Here is a 15658-nt window from a genome sequence, read left to right on the forward strand (position 1 = left end):
TGCAGGGGGGACCCTGTGGGAGAGTAGGACACCGCCGGACACCACTTCACCGGAAGGCCGCCCAACGCTGGGCGGCCTTCCGTCGTTTACACGACGATCGAGCCCCTCCCGAGAACGCCTGACGGCGTTCCCGCGAGGGGCTCGAGTCGTCTCGGGGGAGCGTCGCTCCCTAGAATCGGCGGCATGGTCGCCTCCCTCCATCCGCGCAATGTCCTCGTGTCCGAGCAGCTTCGCGCCGCAGGCATCCCGGGCGAGATCGTGTTCCTCCCCGACGCCGCCGCGACCGCCGCGCAGGCGGCCGCCGCGCTCGGGGTCGAGGTCGGGGCGATCGCCAACAGCCTGGTGTTCTGGTGCGACGACGCGCCGCTGCTCGTGATGACGAGCGGAGCGCACCGGGTCGACACCGCCGCCCTCGCCGAGCGTCTGGGCCTCGCCGAGATCCGGCGGGCCAAGCCCGACCAGGTGGTCGCCGCGACGGGGCAGGTGATCGGCGGCGTCGCTCCCACCGGGCACCCGGCGCCCATCCGCACGATCGTCGACGAGCACCTGGCGGCCTACCCGCGGCTGTGGGCCGCCGCCGGCACGGCGCACTCCGTCTTCCCGCTCACGTTCGAGGAGCTCGTGCGCCTCACCGGCGGCACGATCGCGAAGGTCGACTGAGGCGATCAGCCCAGCAGGGCGTGCGCGACCGTGAAGATGGCCACTCCGGCCAGCGCGCCCACGACCGTGCCGTTGAGCCGGATGTACTGCAGGTCGCGGCCGACCATGAGCTCGATCTTCTCGCTCGTCTCCTCGGCGTCCCAGCGCTCCACGGTGTCGGTGATCAGCGACGCGATGTCGTGGCGGTAGCGGTCGACGAGGAACACCGCGGCGTCGGTGATCCACCCGTCCACCCTCGCCTGCAGCGCCGGGTCGGTCTCGAGTCGCTGCCCGACGTCGACCAGCGCATCGCGCACCCGCTCGCGCAACGGGCTCGCCGGGTCCTCGAGCGAGCGCACGAGGCCCGCCTTGGCCGTGCCCCACGCGGCGCCGGCGAGCTCGCGCACCCGCGGGCTGTCGAACACCGACTCTTTCGCCTCGGCCAGCTTTCGTCGGGTCGCGTCGTCGTGCTGCAGGCTCTGCGCCAGCCGGCCGAGGTAAGCGCTCACGGCACGCCGTGCCGGGTGATGCGGATCGGCGCGTACGGCGTCGACGAACGCCACCGCCTCGCGGTAGACGGTGTCGTCGACGAACCGGTGCGCGAGCGACGGCACCCACGAGGGTAGCCGCCGGGAGACGAGCCCGTCGAAGATCGCGCGGTTGCCCGCGAGCCAGCCGGCGACGCTCTCGGCGGCCAGGTCCACGGCCGCGCGGTGCGCGTCGGCGTCGACCAGCCGCTCCAGCCACGTGCCGAGCGGCGCGCCCCAGTCGGGGGCGATGAGGTGCTCGCGCGCGAGCGACTCGATCACGTCCTGCACGTCGTCGTCGCTCAGCGCCGAGAGCACGCCCGAGGCCATCGCCGCGCCCTCCGACGCGACGCGCTCGGCGTGCGCCGGCTCGGACAGCCACGCGCCGAGGCGGGATGAGATCGGCGTGCCCTCCAGCTTGGCGCGCACGACGGGTGAGGAGAGGAAGTTCGTCTCCACGAACTCGCCGAGGGAGCGGCCGATCTCATCCTTGCGCGTGCGGATGATCGCCGTGTGCGGGATCGGCAGCCCCAGCGGCCTGCGGAACAGCGCCGTCACGGCGAACCAGTCGGCCAGCGCGCCGACCATGCCGCCCTCGCCGGCGGCGCGCACGTAGGCGAGCGCCGGCACCTCGTCCTGCCACACGAAGCCGACGGCGAAGAGGATCGCGGTGGCCAGCAGCGCCCCGAGCGCGACCGCCTTCATGCGCCGCAGGGCGCGGCGCCGCTCGCGATCGGCCGGGGACAGCAACTCGGTCGGCGTGCGGGTCATGCGGTCATCCTGGCACGCCGAAACGGAGCCGACACCCGGGCGTGCCGAGTACAGTGACCTGCGTGATCGAAGACATCCAGAAGCGCGCGCTGCACCGGACGAGGATCCTGGAGGGCCAGCTGCGCGGCCTCGGCCGGATGATCGAGAACGAGGACTACTGCATGGACATCATCACGCAGTCGCGCGCCATCCAGCGCTCCCTCGAATCGCTCAATCGGCTGCTGCTGGAGAACCACCTGCGCACGCACGTCACCCACATGTTCGAGACGGGCGGCGACAACCGCGAGCAGGCCGTCGAGGAGCTGCTGCGCGCCTTCGATTTCGACGGCCGCTGACGCCGGGCCGCTGAGCCGCGCCCGCGTCAGGACTCGAGTGGCCCGAGCCAGTACGACGCCGCGGTCGCGTGCGCCGATTCCGGATCGGAGGGATGGAAGGCGCCCGCCAGCACGTCGCGGTACAGGCGCGAGAGCTCGTTCGACGCGAAGTACGACGAGCCGCCCGCGACGAGCATCGCCTCGTCGACGATCCGCTTCGCCGCGGCCGTGGCGCGGTGCTTCACGCCCGACAGCAGCGTGAACCAGCGGGCGCCGTGGTCGGCGACCTCGTCGACGTCGCCCGCGAGGGCGGTGATCTGCGGCGGCAGGGCGTCGTAGGCGAGACCCATTTCGGCCACGCGCCAGCGGATGTCCGGGTCCTGCGCGTACGCGAGTCCTGTCTTCTTCGAGCGGCGCCGGCCGGCCGTCTCGACGGCCAGGTCGAGGGCGCGGCGCGCGATGCCGGTGTACACCGAGGCGAGCAGCAGCTCGAACACGGCGAAGATGCCGAAGACGAGCGCATCGGGGGATGGCCCCGGCGGCACGAGGCGCACGACGCGCTCGGCCGGCGCGACGGCGCCGTGCAGCTCGGTGGTGCGGCTCTGGGTGCCGCGCATGCCGAGGGTGTCCCAGTCGTCGCGCGTGACCACGGCGTCGGAGCGCGGCACGAACGCGAACACGAGCCGCGGGTCGTCGGGATCGGAGGCGTCCAGGCCGTGCAGGCCGAGCTGCGTCCACACGGGAGCGAGCGAGGTGAAGATCTTCAAGCCCGTGAACGCGTAGCCCCCGTCGGGCCGAGGCTCGGCGACCGTGTCGCTGCCGAAGAGCACGAGGTCGTTGCCGGCCTCGCTGATCCCGAACGCGAACACCTCGCCGGCCGCGGCGCCCTCTTGCACGAAGGCGAGGTCGTCGATCCCGCGGTCGCGCAGCACCTTCGCCACGCCCGTCCAGACGAGGTGCATGTTGATCGCGAGCGCCGTGGCGGGCGCGGCCGTCGCGAGCCGCTGCTGCAGCACGGAGGCCTGCGCGAGGCTGAGCCCGGCGCCGCCGCGGTCGGCGGGCACGAGGATCGCGAGGTACCCGGCATCCCGCAGCTCGGCGAGATCGTCGTCGGGGAAGACGTTGTCGGCGTCGACGCGCGCGGCGCGGCCGCGGATGCGCTCGAGCAGCTCGTCGGGCAGGTGGTCGGCGGGCTCGAAGCCCGCGGCGTCCCCGGAAGCGGTCATGCCGCCAGCCTAGAACAGCGCGGGAGGGGCGGGACGGGGCAGCAGGCGTTGGGTCGGCTGCCTCACGGGTGAGCCGATGCCGCCGCGTCACGGCGCAGGACGAATCCGGCGTGGTGCAGGACGCCGCCCACGTACTGCCCGAACGCCCAGAACCCCGTGTCGTCGAGGTACGTGATGCGGTCCCCGTCCAGCCAGAAGCGACCCGTGTACGCGTCGCGGCGCCCGCCACGGGTCTCGCTGTAACGGCCGTCCCGGGTGAGGAACTGCGTCATGTCCCTGCCCGCGTCCGTCCATGCCCCCAGGCGTGGGTCCTCCGCCGCGAGCGCGTCGGTCCCGGCGGCGCGGGTGGGCTCCCCGTCGCGCGCGACGAGCGTGCCGTCAACGACCACCGCGCGCAGCGCGCGCGGGCTCACGACGAGCATGTGCCGGATCTGCTCGGCGCGCACCGCGCCCTCGATCACCGCGAAGGTCGCAGGGTTGCCCGGGACGAGATCGAAGGTGGCGGCGTCCGCGGAGAAGGGCGGCGCGAGGACGGTCTCGACGTACAGGGGCACGGTCGCCGCGCCCCGACCGTCGATCACGTCGGCGTCGGGGTGCTCGCCGGCGTCGGCGGTGATGACGGCGCCCGCGACGTGAACATCGCCCTGCGCCGTCCGCGTCGCGGTGATGTGGATGAGCGTGTCGGTGACGGTGAGTCGGCGCATGCTGTCCTCCAGAGGTGGGTCGAGCTCTGCGGGTGGGGTCGGGCTCAGGGCATGCGGAACGAGCCGGTGACCGTCTGGATCATGCCCGTGTCGGGCTGGGGGCTGGCGTCGCGCCCGCGCAGGTCGGGGAAGCCGCGCACGCACGCGGCGGCGAGGAGCACACACAGCACCGCGAAGCCCGTCGCGACCCAGAACGCCGCCGCCGGGCCCACGCCGTCGATCACGAAGCCGGCGATCGCCGATCCGAGTGCCGCGCCGATCAGCTGGCCCGTGTTCAGCCAGCCGTACGCCTCGGCCGTCTCGCTGAACTTGACGCTCGCCGAGACGATCGAGAACGTCAGCGCGAACACCGGCGCGATGCCCATGCCGGCCACGAGCACCGAGAAGCCCAGCCACCAGGCGTTCAGCGAGAAGAGGGTGAGCGCGATGCCGAACGCCATGATGGCGAGGCGGCGGGCGGCCGACCACGGTCCCATGGGCAGGTGCCCGAAGCCGAGCCCGCCGGCGAGGCTGCCGGCCGCGAAGACCGCGAGGATGAGCCCCGACTCCAGCCCGCCCTCGCCGTAGGCCGCGACCACGCCGGTCTCGAGCGACGAGATCGCGGCGAGCATGACGACGCCGACCACCGTCGACAGGATCACGGGCGGCTTGCGCAGCACGCGGCCGAGCGGATGGCGGCTGCGCGGGATGCGCACCCGGCCGACCTCGGGGGAGAAGATGAACCACGCGCCGCCCGCGAGCAGGAACACGATGATGAGCAGCAGCGCGGCGACCGTGCTGATCTGGATCGCGACGAACGTCGTGAGCACGGGCGCGACCACCCAGATGATCTCCTGCAGCGACGCGTCGAGCGAGAACAGCCGCGTCAGGCGCGAGGCGTTGACCATCTTGGGATAGATCGTGCGCACGGCCGGCTGCACGGGCGGGGTCGACAGGCCGATGACGAGGCCGCACGCGATGAGCGCCGCGACGGGCAGCGGCACGAGCGCCAGCAGCAGCAGCGCGACGGCCTGCACGCCCGTGGTGAGCAGCAGCACGGGCCGCATGCCCCACGCGCCCATCCACCGGCTCGTGAGCGGCCCCGCCACGGCCTGGCCGATCGACGTGGCGGCCAGCACGGTGCCGGCCGCGCCGTAGGAGTGCGTGAGGTGCTCGATGTGCAGCAGCACGGCCAGCGACATCATGCCGCCGGGGAAGCGTGCCGTCAGCTGCGCTGCGATGATGCGCGCGACGCCCCGCGTGCGCAGAAGATCCCGGTACCCCGCCACAGGTGTCAACGCTACCCCGCGCGCGCTGTGCGTGCGCCTGCGCGGCCCGCCCTGCGCGACACGCCGCGACACGCCGACGCAGCCTCTCCACAGAAGTTCGGATGTCGGTGGTCCGCCGTATCGTCCGGGCTGTGGAGAGCCGCGGGGACGGGGCGCCGAATGCCCGGCGATCAGGCGATTCCGCGGGCGCTCCGGCCCTCCGAGCTGTGGACGAATCGGTGCACAGACCTGTGGGCAAGCGGTGGAGAGCGGTGGAAAATCACATGGATGTAACTACTACCCCTTGTGGTGCATCTGAATGTCGGTACCCATATGTAGTATTGAGCTCCCGGCGGAGGTTACGCCGGCACAGCACAGATCTTGAGGGGAACAGCAACATGGCGATCACGGTCTACACCAAGCCGTCCTGCGTCCAGTGCACGGCCACGTACCGCGCTCTGGACTCCAAGGGCATCGAGTACGAGGTCACCGATCTGTCGCAGGACCCGGCTGCTCTCGAGCAGGTCAAGGCCCTCGGCTACATGCAGGCGCCGGTCGTCGTCACCGACGAGGGCCACTGGTCGGGCTTCCGCCCCGACAAGATCGACGAGCTCGCCGCGCGCCTGGCCTGACCGACGCGTCGGCCGGGTCGCCGGCTTCGGCGCCGTCGGGAACAGCCCTTCGAGGCAGCTCAGGAATCCGGGGAGGGATCATGGCAACCGCAACCGCAACCGCGACCGAGGTGCCGCTCCTCGTCTTCTTCTCGAGCGTGTCGGGCAACACCGCGCGTTTCATCGAGAAGCTCGGGCTGCGGGCCGAGCGCATCCCCCTGCACCGCTCGGACGAGCCGCTGCGCGTCGACGAGCCGTATGTGCTCGTCACGCCGACCTACGGGGGCGGCGACGGCAACGGCGCGGTGCCCAAGCAGGTCATCCGATTCCTGAACGACGAACACAATCGACGCGGGATCCGCGGGGTCATCTCCGCGGGCAACACCAACTTCGGCGACGGCTTCTGCCTCGCCGGCGACATCATCAGCCGCAAGTGCGACGTGCCCCACTTGTATCGGCTCGAACTGTTCGGCACGCCCGAAGACGTGGATCGCGTCAGCGAAGGATTGGAACGATGGTGGAAGCTGCAGTGACCTCAGACGTGGACTTCAAGCACGACGTCAGGTTCGAGGGGATGGACTACCACGCCCTCAACGCGATGCTGAACCTGTACGACGAGAACGGGAAGATCCAGTTCGACGCCGACAAGCGCGCCGCGCGGGAGTACTTCCTGCAGCACGTCAACCAGAACACGGTGTTCTTCCACTCGCTCAAGGAGCGGCTCGACTACCTCGTCGAGAAGGAGTACTACGAGGGCGCCGTCATCGAGAAGTACCCGTTCGAGTTCATCCAGAAGCTCAACGACTTCACGTACGCGCAGAAGTTCCGCTTCGAGACCTTCCTCGGCGCGTTCAAGTACTACACGAGCTACACGCTCAAGACGTTCGACGGCAAGCGCTACCTCGAGCGCTTCGAGGACCGCGTGGTGATGACCGCGCTCGCGCTCGCCGACGGCGACCAGGACCTGGCCATGAAGCTCGCGGCCGAGATCATCTCGGGCCGCTTCCAGCCGGCGACGCCCACCTTCCTCAACGCCGGCAAGGCGCAGCGCGGCGAGCTCGTCAGCTGCTTCCTGCTGCGCATCGAGGACAACATGGAGTCGATCGCGCGCGGCATCAACTCGGCGCTGCAGCTGTCCAAGCGCGGCGGCGGCGTGGCCCTGCTGCTGTCGAACATCCGCGAGGCCGGCGCCCCGATCAAGCAGATCGAGAACCAGTCCAGCGGCATCATCCCCGTCATGAAGCTGCTCGAGGACTCGTTCAGCTACGCGAACCAGCTCGGCGCGCGCCAGGGCGCGGGCGCCGTGTACCTCTCGGCGCACCACCCCGACATCATGCGCTTCCTCGACACCAAGCGCGAGAACGCCGACGAGAAGATCCGCATCAAGACGCTCTCGCTCGGCGTCGTGATCCCGGACATCACGTTCGAGCTCGCCAAGAACGACGAGGACATGTACCTGTTCTCGCCGTACGACGTCGAGCGTGTCTACGGCGTGCCCTTCGGCGACATCTCGGTCACCGAGAAGTACCGCGAGATGGTCGACGACCCTCGCATCAAGAAGACCAAGATCAACGCGCGCAAGTTCTTCCAGACCCTCGCCGAGATCCAGTTCGAGTCGGGCTACCCGTACATCATGTTCGAGGACACGGTGAACAAGGCCAACCCGATCAAGGGCCGGATCAACATGTCCAACCTCTGCAGCGAGATCCTGCAGGTGAACACGCCGACCACGCTGAACGAGGACCTCTCGTACGACCAGATCGGCAAGGACATCTCGTGCAACCTCGGGTCGCTGAACATCGCGCTCGCGATGGACTCGCCCGACTTCGGCCAGACCGTCGAGACGGCCATCCGCGCCCTCACCGCGGTGAGCGACCAGAGCCACATCCGCTCGGTGCGCTCGATCGAGGACGGCAACGACCGTTCGCACGCGATCGGCCTCGGCCAGATGAACCTGCACGGCTACCTCGCCCGCGAGCGCGTGTTCTACGGCTCGGAGGAGGGCATCGACTTCACGAACATCTACTTCTACACGGTGCTGTTCCACGCGCTGCGCGCGTCGAACAACATCGCGAAGGAGCGGGGTGTGACGTTCGAGGGCTTCGAGGACTCGGCGTACGCGTCGGGTGAGTTCTTCGACAAGTACATCGACCAGGTCTGGGAGCCGAAGACCGCCAAGGTCAAGGAGATGTTCGGCGCCCACCACATCCCGACGCAGGACGACTGGCGCGAGCTGAAGGCGTCGATCCAGCAGTACGGCATGTACAACCAGAACCTGCAGGCGGTGCCGCCGACCGGCTCGATCTCGTACATCAACAACTCGACGGCGTCGATCCACCCGATCACGTCGAAGATCGAGATCCGCAAGGAAGGCAAGCTCGGCCGCGTCTACTACCCGGCGCCGTTCATGACGAACGACAACCTGGAGTACTACCAGGACGCGTACGAGATCGGCTACGAGAAGGTCATCGACACATACGCCGCCGCGACGCAGCACGTGGACCAGGGTCTGTCGCTGACGCTGTTCTTCAAGGACACCGCCACGACCCGCGACATCAACAAGGCCCAGATCTACGCCTGGCGCAAGGGCATCAAGACCATCTACTACATCCGCCTGCGCCAGATGGCCCTCGAGGGCACCGAGGTCGAAGGCTGCGTCAGCTGCACGCTCTGAGCGGCTGATCAGGGATTTCGAGAGAGAAAGAACGATGACGGAGACGCTCAAGCTCCTGGATCACGTCCAGGCCATCAACTGGAACCGCATCCAGGACGAGAAGGACGTCGAGGTGTGGAACCGCCTCACGGGCAACTTCTGGCTGCCGGAGAAGATCCCGCTGTCGAACGACATCCAGTCGTGGAACACGCTCACGCCGGAGGAGCAGCAGCTCACCATGCGCGTGTTCACCGGGCTGACCCTGCTCGACACCGTGCAGGCGACCGTCGGCGCGGTGTCGCTGATCCCCGATGCGGTCACCCCGCACGAGGAGGCCGTCTACACGAACATCGCGTTCATGGAGTCGGTGCACGCCAAGAGCTACTCGTCGATCTTCTCGACGCTGTGCTCGACGCAGGAGATCGACGAGGCGTTCCGCTGGTCGGTCGAGAACCCCAACCTGCAGCGCAAGGCGCAGATCGTCATGGAGTACTACCGTGGCGACGAGCCCCTCAAGCGCAAGGTCGCCTCGACCCTGCTCGAGAGCTTCCTGTTCTACTCGGGCTTCTACCTGCCGATGCACTGGTCTTCGCGGGCGAAGCTGACGAACACGGCCGACCTGATCCGCCTCATCATCCGCGACGAGGCCGTGCACGGCTACTACATCGGCTACAAGTTCCAGAAGGGGCTCGAGAAGGTCGACCAGGCCAAGCGCGACGAGATCAAGGACTACACGTTCTCGCTGATGTACGAGCTCTACGACAACGAGGTGCAGTACACGCAGGACCTCTACGACCAGGTCGGCCTGACCGAGGACGTCAAGAAGTTCCTGCACTACAACGCCAACAAGGCCCTCATGAACCTGGGCTACGAGGCGATGTTCCCCTCGAGCGTCACGGCCGTGAACCCGGCGATCCTCTCGGCCCTGTCGCCGAACGCCGACGAGAACCACGACTTCTTCAGCGGGTCGGGCTCGTCGTACGTCATCGGCAAGCACGAGCAGACCGAGGACGAGGACTGGGACTTCTAAAGCACCGGTTCTCGTCCGGCCCGGAAAAGGGCTGATGGGAGGCCCGGATCTGCAGGTTTCTGCAGATCCGGGCCTCTTTTTGTGCCGCCTTCCTGAGAACAGAGGAGGACGGATATGGACGTCAGCAGTCGTTGGGTGTGGCACGCGGGTGGCACGCCCGCACCTTCCAGGAGAGAGCGGGGTGGTGAGCTGCTCCAGCAGGACGCGGAGTCCTTCGCCGGTGGTGAAGTCGGGAAGCGGTTCAGATGAAGGCTCTCTCATGAGGTCAACTCCTTAGGACGAGGTGACCAATAGGTGTGTGACGGCGACCCCAAATTCTCTTCGCGGCACGGAATCGATCCTTTGCACTCGGGCGACGGGTCTGCCATGAGTGTTGCTCTTCGCTCACGCTCGACCATCACCACCTCCGCCAGTGGACATGCCGCAGCGAACTCGCGGCCTACAGCTTTGGCCGACTGCCGCTGGCGTAAGTTGGTCATGACCTTCGCGAACCCGTGGCAGGTCTTGCGAGCGTCGTCCCGTATCGCCTCTATAGCCATGCGCTACTCCTTCCCAGGGCTCCCACAAGATGCGGACGGCCTTGCGACCATGTGGTGCGCCGGGAAGATCAGCGGAGCGAGGACGGATGGCGGACGGAGGGCCGACCGTCAGGCTCCACAACGAACCCGACGTGTCTGCTTCGGTCTACTGGCCTGCGGCGCATCCGTCGAGATGCACATGACGAACGTGAGCCCTTCGTCGAGAATCACGGTTCATGCGGCGAGTGGCGGTAAGAGACGCCGAGGCGGCCAGCCAACGGTAGTTCCCGAGAATCTGATGAGCAAGTTCGTTGGGACAACGACGTCGGATCGAGCTCCGTGCGGTTGATTGGGATAACGTGGCCTTGTCAATCCTCAGCAACCGTGTGTGGCGTGCGCCGGTACTGCGTGGGCGTGGTGCCGTAGCGACGACGAAACCAGTGGGACGCGACGCGCGGATCGTTCCATCCAACATCGTTCGCGGCACGCATCACTGAAAGATCTGTTTCTTCTATGAGCCGCGTGAACTCTGTGAGCCGGAGTTCAGTGAGCAGGCGCATCGGTGCGGCGCCGGCGTGCTGTACGAACAAGCGGGTGAGGTGGGTTCGTGAAAGCGAGAGTTCTCGTGAGAGTGCCGCAATAGTCCACGGTTCTGCGATGCGCCTGCGGAGCAACTGGATTGCCCGACCGATGTAGCCGATAGATCCAGTGTCGGTCAGTCGTCCACTAATGGGCGTCCACGGGGCTGGGGGAGTGGCTGGCGCCGCATTCAAGAAGGCCCGCAGCACCAGCCTCATCCATCGTGCGAGAAGCTCGAGAGTGTGAGTTGCGACGACTTCGGGTGATTCGGCTTTGCTGCGTATGACGCTCATCTGTCGCCATAGCGGTTCGGCCTGTTGCAGTGTGGCGACGCCCGGTGCAAGGACAATCGCGCGACCGTCCCACTCGAGGGGGTGCACTCCTCGGAGCACTCGATCCGCATCGGGGAGAAACCATGCCATCTGTGTGCGCCAGAACTGTTCGTCGGCGTAGATGGCCCAGATTCGTGCTGTGGGTGCTGGCCAAACTCGGCACCACTTGCCGGTGCCGAGTGCCAGCGACATGCCCGGGCGCAGGATGTGCATGCTCTCTGCGGTCTCGAAGGCGCAAGAGCCCTCGACGACATTGATCACCTTCACATGCCGGAAAACGGTACGGCTTGACGGAATCGTGCGCACCATCTCGATGGCCGCGATGTCACCTGGTATCTGGATCGCTGGGTAGGAGAGCGTGACCCCGAGCGGCGGAGGGAGCGGCAGGTCATGCCTGGCCTCGAATGAGTCCTCTCGCGTAGCCGCGAAGCGGCGCACGGCGCGCTGTCAGCGGTCGGTGAGCGCGAGCACTGTCAGGGCAGTGGCGAGCTTGGTAGTCGAGAAGGCGTTCATGATGGTGTCGCGAGTCCAGGGGTTGATCCGCTCGGGATTGCGGTAGCCGCGCCAGAAACCGAAAACCCGCTGGCCGTCGATATCGAGCGCGATCGACGCGCCCAGCTCTTGGTTGCCGTCGAGCTTGCTCTCGAACAGTTCTCTGATGTCAGCGAATGAATCGGTCGCGGTACGTTCTCTGGTCATGGTGTGCTCACTTTCTGTTGGGCGATGAAGAGTTGCCCGTTGATACGTCTGCTCAGGTGGGGTATGTTCGGTCAGTTCAGATAGGGGCGCAGCACGGTGAGGCAGAGTCCCAGACGGTTTTCTCCTTTGCGGGGTCGTCCCAGCCGAGAAAACATGAAGGCCACCACCTGAATTGCGGCACCAGAAGCGTTCCATATCCCGATAGTGTCCCGCATCCTGCTGTGCACTGCCCTGGGTTCTGCGAGACGTTGGCTTCGGGCTCACCGACATAGCCCACGCCGCGAGTGTACGAGATGCGGAGTGGCCCAGTAGTGTGCTGCGGCCGCTGAGGAGGTATGCCCCGGGCGGACCATCCTTTCTCCCCACGGGCGTCGGCGCGCTGTTCGGCCTCAGCAGGTCGATGATTGTTCAGCCCCTTTTCCGGAGCTGAACTGATCTCACTGCACGTTCTTCCTGAGCCACGGCATGGGATCGATGGGGCGACCGTTGATGTCGACCTCGAAATGCAGGCAGGATCCGAAGACGTAGCCGGTGGAGCCGACGTCGCCGAGATACTGGCCGGGAGCGACGCAGTCCCCGACTTCTACCGCGCGGGTCCCGCCGTTCAGATGTGAGTAGAGGGTGCTGACTGTCTCTCCGTTGAACAGGCTCTCGACCTGAATGCTCACGCCGTAGCCACTGTTGCTCTCGGTTGAGAGCGAAACACAGCCTTCGACAGCCGCATAGATGGGCGTCCCGACTGACGCCGCGAGATCTTGACCCATGTGCGAGCGACCCGGACGAGAGGCACCGAACCCGTCGCTGACCGAGTAGGTTCCGGAGGGTAACGGCATGAGAACCTGTTGAGCTGTTGGCAGGTTCACAGCTGTCGAGAGGGGCCGGCCAGATGCGACGGCGGCAGCGATCGCCTGCGCGCGCGACGCGGCGATCTCCTTCTCTGTCGTTGCGGAGAAGTCCCCGCGAGGCAAGACCTCGACCCGGATGTTTTCGCCTGCGGTGTAGGACTGTGCGTCAACGGTGGCCGCGGCCTCTACCTGCTCCGGTTCTGCGTCGGATATTCCCGGAAGGGCGGCGCCGGTGATCAACACGCTGACGGCGAGGACGGCTCCGAGTGCCTTCGCTCGAGCCCACGAGCTCCGGGCGCGCGGGCGGTGGGGAGGTGTCGCAGACACTGCCTGTACGGGGGCTTCAGTTCCGTGCCGCGGGATGACGGGGGCATGGCGGGTCGTCGGAGCTTCCTGTGACACCGGGCGGCCTTGGCCGCGGAGATCGCGACGAAGGAGGGGGCGATCGGGGAAGCCGGGGTCTGTCGACGTCGTCGTCGCCTTTTCGGATGCGCGCTCGGGTAACCCAGAAATGATCGTGATCCTTCCGGTAGAGCAGAATACTTATCTCGATCGCAGACCCGATCGTTACTGATCTGTAACGGTAGATAGTCCGATTCGCTTAGGTCAAATTGGGATGCGCTTTCACAGCATCTGCTTAGAGAGCTGGATCCGCGTACATGGAGGAGACTCAGAAGGTCGGCACGGTACCCTTGGGGAGATGATCTCCTCGGCTCAAGTGCAACCCTCAAGGGTGCTCAGTGAGCAGCTTCTGATAACGAGGATCATTACGGCAGTCGGCTTGGCTCTCCTCCTGCTTCTGGGGGCAGCGGGTGCATCGCATTCCGAGAGTGAAGGGGCCTCGTCTTCACTACTCGTGGCGAGCACACTCCTCGATCCGCACGTTGCTTCGGGAGAGACCGGGAGTACCGTCGACGAGCACCTGGAAGCCGCCGATGCCTCGATGGCGGGGGTCCTCGTCGGGGCAGCGCTGTGCGCCCTCGGCATGTTGTGCGGACTTGTCCTCGTGATCTTTGCTCGGATGGTTTCGCGCCACCGGGGGGTCGCATATCTCGCCCCTCGATGGATGGCACTCTCACTCGTCCCGGTGCGCATCATCGTTGCTCGGGCCGGCACATTGTCGCTGGCACAGTTGGGTCTTTCCCGAACCTGATATTTGGCATGCCGTCTCGTGTGGACGGCTCCGTGCACCCGGGTACCTGCCCGGTGCCTGTTCCATGCCGATTGTTCTTGTTTGGAGTACTGGATGAACCCTTCTGGAAAGCCGCGCGATCCCGCTTTCAACTGGCGGCCGATCCTGATTAGCGCGGGGATCGTCGTCGCCCTTGTCGTGGCCGCGATCATCTATGTGGTGATCAACAGCCAAGGCCCGACCGCCCCTTCAGCCGAGATACCGGACGGGCAGACAGCCCCGCCTCCCGCGGTTGTTGACGCTAGTTCGCACATCCTCGACGACGGTGGGGAGGGTGCTGTCGAGGTCGTGGAGTTCCTCGATTTCGAGTGCGAGGCCTGCGGGATGTTCTACCCGATCGTGGAGGAATTGCGGGTCAAGTACGCGGGGGAGATCACCTACGTGGTGCGGTACTTCCCGCTTCCCGGGCATTTCAACTCACAGAACGCGGCGTTGGCCGCGGAGGCTGCTGCCCAGCAGGATCGGCTGGAGGAGATGTACAGCCGACTGTTCGAGACGCAGACGGAGTGGGGCGAGGCTCAGGAATCCCGTGCTGATCTCTTTCGGGGTTTCGCTGAGGAGATCGGCCTGGACATGGCTGCGTACGACGCTGCCATCGCGGATCCCGCCACATTGGAACGTGTCGAGTTCGACTTCAACGCGGGGCAGGAGCTCGGCGTCAATAGCACGCCGACATTCTTCCTCGAGGGTGAGCAGGTCGATTTGCAGCAGCTGGACGATCTCGAGAATGCCATTGAAGCAGCGGTGAACGGTGGCGAGTAATGCGGACAGGACTGTCGCATAGACGAGTGATCATCGTCGGCAGCGGTCAGGCCGGTCTCGCCGTGGCGGCCGCCCTAATCACGAAAGGGCTGCAGCCCCAGCAGGATTTCGTCGTGATCGACGAAGCTCCACCAGGCGTGCGCAGCTGGGCTTCCCGGTGGCACTCGATGGTGCTTCTTAGCCACGCCTCTCACAGCGCTCTGCCGGGCCTGCCCTTTCCGGGCGATCAGCGACGTCGGCCGCGTGCCGACGAGATGATCGAATACCTCAGCGATGTCGAGGGCGATCTCGGCGTGAAGACCCTCTGGGGTGTCCGGGCGACAGGTGTGGAGCGGCGCGGGTCCGGCTCGGTCTTGCACCTGTCGACCACGGAAGGCGAGGTGCAGACCCGAAACGTCGTGTGCGCAACGGGTGCCGCCACACATCCGCGCACCCCGACATGGGCGGCGGAGCTTCAGGTGCCCGGGGTTGTGCTGCACAGCAGCGAATATCTGTATCCGCTGCAGATTCCCACGGACGATGTGCTCATCGTCGGCGGCGGGAACAGTGGTGTGCAGTTGGCCCATGAACTCGCACCGTCGCATGCGGTGACCTTGGCTGTTCGCACGGCTCGTAGGCACCAGCAGGCATCGCGGTACCTGCGCAGGCAACTCTTTGCCCGGGGGTCGCGACCGGAGCCGGTATTCGGGGACAGCTACGAACAATTGCGTGATGTTGGCGTCAGCATCTGCCCTGCAGTGGCAAAGGCGGGGAGGAGCGCTGTCACCTTCGTCGACGGAACAGTGGCAACGCCGGGGTCCGTGATTCTCGCGACCGGATTCGACCCTGGTGACGACTGGCTACCGGATGACGCCCGGACCGATTCTCCCCAGCGGACGATGACCGGGCTGCCGGGATTGTTCGTCGCCGGGATCCCCCAGTACGGCGGTGGGGGCTCGGACACCATCTCAGGGGTCCGGCGGGATGCCACGACCATCGCCCTTCGCATCATCGAACGCCCATGAAGAAA

15 protein-coding genes are annotated in these 15658 nt (G+C 66.7%); 8 read left to right on the forward strand and 7 right to left on the reverse strand.

Features of this window, described 5'->3' with window-relative positions; all coding sequences use genetic code 11:
• Positions 1-183 precede the first annotated feature (183 nt).
• A complete protein-coding gene (locus ACWDR7_RS10210; RefSeq protein ID WP_449854803.1) occupies positions 184-660 on the forward strand; it encodes a YbaK/EbsC family protein in 477 nt (158 codons plus the stop codon).
• 5 nt (positions 661-665) lie between these two features.
• Here ACWDR7_RS10210 and ACWDR7_RS10215 read toward each other — a convergent pair whose 3' ends face one another.
• Entirely contained in the window at positions 666-1937 is a 1272-nt protein-coding gene (locus tag ACWDR7_RS10215) for a DUF445 domain-containing protein (RefSeq protein WP_449854804.1), read from the reverse strand.
• 62 nt (positions 1938-1999) lie between these two features.
• Here ACWDR7_RS10215 and ACWDR7_RS10220 point away from each other — a divergent pair, with 62 nt between their 5' ends.
• Positions 2000-2272: a metal-sensitive transcriptional regulator gene (locus ACWDR7_RS10220; protein WP_261165083.1), complete on the forward strand. Its 273-nt coding sequence runs from the start codon at positions 2000-2002 to the stop codon at positions 2270-2272.
• Positions 2273-2298: 26 nt separating this feature from the next.
• On the opposite strand, the gene ACWDR7_RS10225 is transcribed toward ACWDR7_RS10220, so the two are convergent.
• The 3 genes from ACWDR7_RS10225 to ACWDR7_RS10235 form a co-directional block, all read right to left on the reverse strand.
• Positions 2299-3477: an acyl-CoA dehydrogenase family protein gene (locus tag ACWDR7_RS10225; RefSeq protein WP_449854805.1), complete on the reverse strand. Its 1179-nt coding sequence runs from the start codon at positions 3475-3477 to the stop codon at positions 2299-2301.
• A gap of 62 nt (positions 3478-3539) precedes the next feature.
• Entirely contained in the window at positions 3540-4181 is a 642-nt protein-coding gene (locus ACWDR7_RS10230; protein WP_449854806.1) for an Atu4866 domain-containing protein, read from the reverse strand.
• Between the two features lie 44 nt (positions 4182-4225).
• Positions 4226-5449, reverse strand: coding sequence for an MFS transporter (locus tag ACWDR7_RS10235; protein ID WP_449854807.1), 1224 nt, complete (start codon positions 5447-5449; stop codon positions 4226-4228).
• 377 nt (positions 5450-5826) lie between these two features.
• Here ACWDR7_RS10235 and nrdH point away from each other — a divergent pair, with 377 nt between their 5' ends.
• The 4 genes from nrdH (at position 5827) to nrdF (ending at position 9722) form a co-directional block, all read left to right on the forward strand.
• Positions 5827-6060, forward strand: coding sequence for a glutaredoxin-like protein NrdH (gene nrdH / locus ACWDR7_RS10240; RefSeq protein WP_449854808.1), 234 nt, complete (start codon positions 5827-5829; stop codon positions 6058-6060).
• 80 nt (positions 6061-6140) lie between these two features.
• Positions 6141-6572 carry a class Ib ribonucleoside-diphosphate reductase assembly flavoprotein NrdI gene (gene nrdI / locus ACWDR7_RS10245; RefSeq protein WP_449854809.1) on the forward strand — a complete coding sequence of 144 codons (432 nt, stop codon included), beginning with the start codon at positions 6141-6143 and terminating at the stop codon, positions 6570-6572.
• Positions 6554-8713 (forward strand): class 1b ribonucleoside-diphosphate reductase subunit alpha, encoded by a 2160-nt coding sequence (nrdE, locus tag ACWDR7_RS10250; protein ID WP_449854810.1) that lies wholly within the window; start codon positions 6554-6556, stop codon positions 8711-8713. Before nrdI ends, nrdE begins: the two co-directional genes overlap by 19 nt.
• 34 nt (positions 8714-8747) lie before the next feature.
• A complete protein-coding gene (gene nrdF, locus ACWDR7_RS10255) occupies positions 8748-9722 on the forward strand; it encodes a class 1b ribonucleoside-diphosphate reductase subunit beta (RefSeq protein ID WP_449854811.1) in 975 nt (324 codons plus the stop codon).
• Between the two features lie 886 nt (positions 9723-10608).
• On the opposite strand, the gene ACWDR7_RS10260 is transcribed toward nrdF, so the two are convergent.
• From ACWDR7_RS10260 to ACWDR7_RS10270, 3 genes are all read right to left on the reverse strand, one after another.
• Entirely contained in the window at positions 10609-11589 is a 981-nt protein-coding gene (locus tag ACWDR7_RS10260; RefSeq protein WP_449854812.1) for a helix-turn-helix domain-containing protein, read from the reverse strand.
• 9 nt (positions 11590-11598) lie between these two features.
• Entirely contained in the window at positions 11599-11850 is a 252-nt protein-coding gene (locus ACWDR7_RS10265; RefSeq protein ID WP_179430654.1) for a serine hydrolase, read from the reverse strand.
• Positions 11851-12287: 437 nt separating this feature from the next.
• On the reverse strand, positions 12288-12938 hold the full coding sequence (locus tag ACWDR7_RS10270) for a M23 family metallopeptidase (protein ID WP_449854813.1): 651 nt from the start codon (positions 12936-12938) through the stop codon (positions 12288-12290).
• 991 nt (positions 12939-13929) lie between these two features.
• On the opposite strand from ACWDR7_RS10270, the gene ACWDR7_RS10275 reads away from it, so the two are divergent.
• Together ACWDR7_RS10275 and ACWDR7_RS10280 are read left to right on the forward strand one after the other, a co-directional pair.
• Positions 13930-14649 carry a DsbA family protein gene (locus tag ACWDR7_RS10275; protein ID WP_449854814.1) on the forward strand — a complete coding sequence of 240 codons (720 nt, stop codon included), beginning with the start codon at positions 13930-13932 and terminating at the stop codon, positions 14647-14649.
• Between the two features lie 26 nt (positions 14650-14675).
• Positions 14676-15653, forward strand: coding sequence for a flavin-containing monooxygenase (locus tag ACWDR7_RS10280; RefSeq protein WP_449854815.1), 978 nt, complete (start codon positions 14676-14678; stop codon positions 15651-15653).
• Positions 15654-15658: the final 5 nt, after the last annotated feature.

This window comes from Microbacterium sp. NPDC003461 (assembly GCF_053588335.1).